Below are 3,559 nucleotides of genomic sequence, written 5' to 3'. Positions count from 1 at the left end.
GCTTCGACGATGCTCGACGAACTTCTGCAGATGGCTCGCTGATCGCGTTAATGGAGGTTTCCAGCGCTTTTACTTCGTAAAGGCGCTGGGCCTTCAGGCATGCCGACAAATTGAAATGATGTCCTTCACAATTTGCTTACCCACTCATGTGGCCAATTTTTTAAGGCGGCACGGTTACCGTATGGGCTGGGTAGTGGAGTGAGGAGTTTCATGATCATGGGCGAAGACCGCAGGGGACGCGTGAGCTATGTCATCGGGCCGGATGGAAGCCCGCTGACGATGGCCGATCTGCCGCCTCCGAACACCAAGCGCTGGGTCATCCGCCGCAAGGCCGAAGTCGTCGCCGCTGTGCGCGGCGGCCTGCTCAGCCTCGACGAAGCCTGCCGCCGCTATACGCTGACGGTCGAGGAATTCCTCGCCTGGCAGCGCGCCATCGACCGTTTCGGCCTGCCGGGCCTTCGCGCCACCCGCGTGCAGCAGTACCGCAACTGACCGATTCTGCGGCGGGCCGCCCAGCCTGCCGGACGCCTTCTCCGCCGGGGGCCGCACGGCGCGGCCCTCAAGGCGCCTCCCGCAATCGACCGCGACGTTTCGCCCGGCTTCGTCCGGGCGTTTTTCTTTTCGGCTGAAATCGCGCCTATCCTTCCACGGCGGCCCGCAACGCCGCTGGGCGTGCGTTCGCGTAACTTCTCGTTAAGCGGGATTTACGAAACAGTTTATGGCGTTTCTTCCGCGCGTTAAGCACGCCTTTACTCCCAACGCGGCAATGTTTGCCTACCAGGGCCGGAGCGCATCTCCCGGACCCTCTTCAGGGAGTGGGCATTGCCGGATTTCATCAAAGCGATCGGAGCGGCGCGGTTCGGCGTGATGGCGGGTGTGGCCGCCGCGCTGACGGCCTTCTTCCTGTACACGGCCGGCGTGCTGTCGACACCGCCGAAGGCGATCCTGTTCTCCGGCCTTGAACAACGCGACGCCGGCGCCGTTGTCGCCAAGCTCGAAGCCTCCAACACGCCTTATGAGATCAAGGACGGCGGCACCATCCTCGTCCCCGCCGACCAGGTCACCAAGCTGCGCATGGATCTGGCCCAGGAAAACCTGCCAGCCGCCGGCGTCGGCTATGAGATTTTCGACAAGTCGGATGCCTTCGGCACCACCGCCTTCGTCCAGAACATCAACCGGCTCAGGGCCGTCGAAGGCGAACTCGCCCGCTCCATCCAGACCATCGAAGGCGTCGAATCGACTCGCGTTCATCTCGTCGTTCCCGAGCGCCAGATCTTCTCGCGCGACGCACAGAATCCGTCGGCGTCGGTCGTGGTCAAGACCCGCGGCACGCTCGGCAAGGGCCAGGTGCAGGCGATCCAGCATCTCGTCGCCGCCGCCGTCGCCTCGCTGACACCGGACCATGTCGCGATCATCGACGACAAGGGCAACCTCCTCGCCGGCGGCACCGACCTTCAGGGCGTCGACGGCGTCGCCACCGCCCAGGAACAGCACACCACCGATTTCGAAGACCGCATCCGCCAGCGCGTCGAAGGCATGGTCGCCTCGGTTGTCGGCCAGGGCCACGTTCGCGCCCAGGTGACGGCGAACATCGACTATCAGCACGTCAACGAGACCAGCGAGACCTTCGACCCCGATTCCAAGGTGGTGCGGTCGACCCAGACCACCCAGCACGACAGCACCGATTCCGCCGCCGGCGGCGCTCCGGTGTCGGTCGCCAACGCCCTTCCCGGCCAGCAGCAGCAGGCCGGCGGCGGCGACAACAACAAGTCGCAATCGAATGCGACCGAGGAAACCACCAACTACGAAATCTCCAAGACGGTGAAAACCTCCGAGATCAACCAGGGCGCGGTCAAGAAAGTCTCGGTCGCGGTCGTTGTCGACGGTTCCGACAAGGACGGCAAATACGTCGCCCGCACGCCGCAGGAAATGGCCCAGATCGAAAACCTGGTGAAGTCGGCGATCGGCTTCGATGGCGGCCGCGGCGATCTCGTTCAGGTCGTCAACATGCCGTTCGCCCGTGTCGACACCACGGTCGGCACCGAAGCGCCCAAGCCGCTGTTGGGCCTCGACGGCGGCTCCTGGTTCAAGATCATCCAGGCGGCGATCTTCGCGTTAACCGCGCTTTTGATCGGCATCTTCGTGCTGCGCCCGCTGGTCAAACGCATGTTCGCGCCGCTCGCGCCCGGTGGCGGCACCATGATGGTGGCCGGGTCCGGTTCGCCCGTCGCCGGCCAGCTCGGCGCCCCGTCCGGCCGCGGCGAAAGCGGCTCCGACGCGATTGCGCCGCCCGAACGCGCCGAATCGATGATCGACATCAGCCGCATCGAAGGTCAGGTGCGCGAGTCGTCGGTGAAGAAGGTCGGCGAAGTCGTCAATTCCCACCCCGAGGAGGCCCTCGCCATCCTCCGGTCGTGGCTCCATCAACCGGTGTAAGCGATGTCGCGTCCCGCCAAACAAGCCGTCAAGGACGATGTCCGCTCTCTGTCCGGAGCGGAACGGACCGCCATCCTGATGCTGGCGCTGGGCGAAGAGCATTCCGCCAAGCTGTGGCAGATGATGGACGACGACGAGATCAAGGAAGTCTCGCAGATCATGTCCAACCTGGGCACGGTCTCGGCGTCGCTCGTCGAAAAGCTGATGGTGGACTTCGTCAGCCAGCTTTCCGGCACCGGCTCGCTGATGGGCTCCTACGAATCCACCGAACGCCTCCTGACCCGGATGATGCCGCCCGAGCGCGTCAGCCAGATCATGGAAGAAATCCGCGGCCCCGCCGGCCGCACGATGTGGGACAAGCTCGGCAACGTCAACGAGACGGTGCTCGCCAATTATCTCAAGAACGAATACCCCCAGACCGTTTCGGTGGTGCTGTCCAAGATCAAGCCGGAACACGCCGCGCGCGTGCTGGGCTCGCTGCCAGAGGAATTCGCCCTGGAAGTGGTGCAGCGCATGCTGCGCATGGAAAGCGTGCAGAAGGACATCCTGGACAAGGTCGAACAGACCCTGCGCGTGGAATTCATGTCGAACCTGTCGCAGACCCGGCGCCGCGACGCCCACGAGGTGATGGCGGAAATCTTCAACAATTTCGACCGCCAGACCGAAACCCGCTTCATCACCTCGCTGGAAGAGGAAAACCGCGAATCCGCAGAGCGCATCAAGGCGCTGATGTTCACCTTCGACGACCTGGTCAAGCTCGACGCCGGCTCGGCGCAAACCCTGATGCGCAACGTCGACAAGGACAAGCTCGGCGTGGCGCTGAAGAGCGCCAACGAGGGGTGCGCGCCTTCTTCCTCGGCAACATGTCTTCGCGCGCCGGCAAGATGTTGCTCGACGACATGGCGGCATTGGGCCCGGTGCGGCTGCGCGACGTCGACGAGGCCCAGGCGCTGCTGGTCAATCTCGCCAAGGATCTCGCCGCCAAGGGCGAGATCATGATCACCAAGGGTCGCAGCGACGAAGAGCTGATCTACTGAGGAACGCATGGCGGCACCGGCGAAATTCCTGTTCGACGTCGACTTCGGCGCCACCAGCGGCGGCAAGGAGGCGACCACCGTCAGCG

At 64.1% G+C, this 3,559-nt stretch carries 2 protein-coding genes and 1 pseudogene; all 3 read left to right on the top strand.

Annotated elements, in window-relative coordinates; translation table 11 throughout:
- Window positions 1-216 precede the first annotated feature (216 nt).
- Window positions 217-492, top strand: a complete 276-nt coding sequence (gene sciP, locus AC1P6P_RS04410) for a CtrA inhibitor SciP (protein WP_481401226.1) — start codon at window positions 217-219, stop codon at window positions 490-492.
- Window positions 493-822: 330 nt separating this feature from the next.
- On the top strand, window positions 823-2,436 hold the full coding sequence (gene fliF, locus AC1P6P_RS04405) for a flagellar basal-body MS-ring/collar protein FliF (RefSeq protein ID WP_481401225.1): 1,614 nt from the start codon (window positions 823-825) through the stop codon (window positions 2,434-2,436).
- A 45-nt stretch (window positions 2,437-2,481) separates the two neighbouring features.
- Window positions 2,482-3,473, top strand: a pseudogene (gene fliG, locus AC1P6P_RS04400) (flagellar motor switch protein FliG); the annotation flags it as partial.
- Window positions 3,474-3,559 lie beyond the last annotated feature (86 nt).

It is taken from the genome of Rhizomicrobium sp., assembly GCF_056722145.1.
The sequence above is the reverse complement of the archived record's forward strand: the minus strand, read 5'-3'. Positions and strand labels throughout refer to the sequence as shown.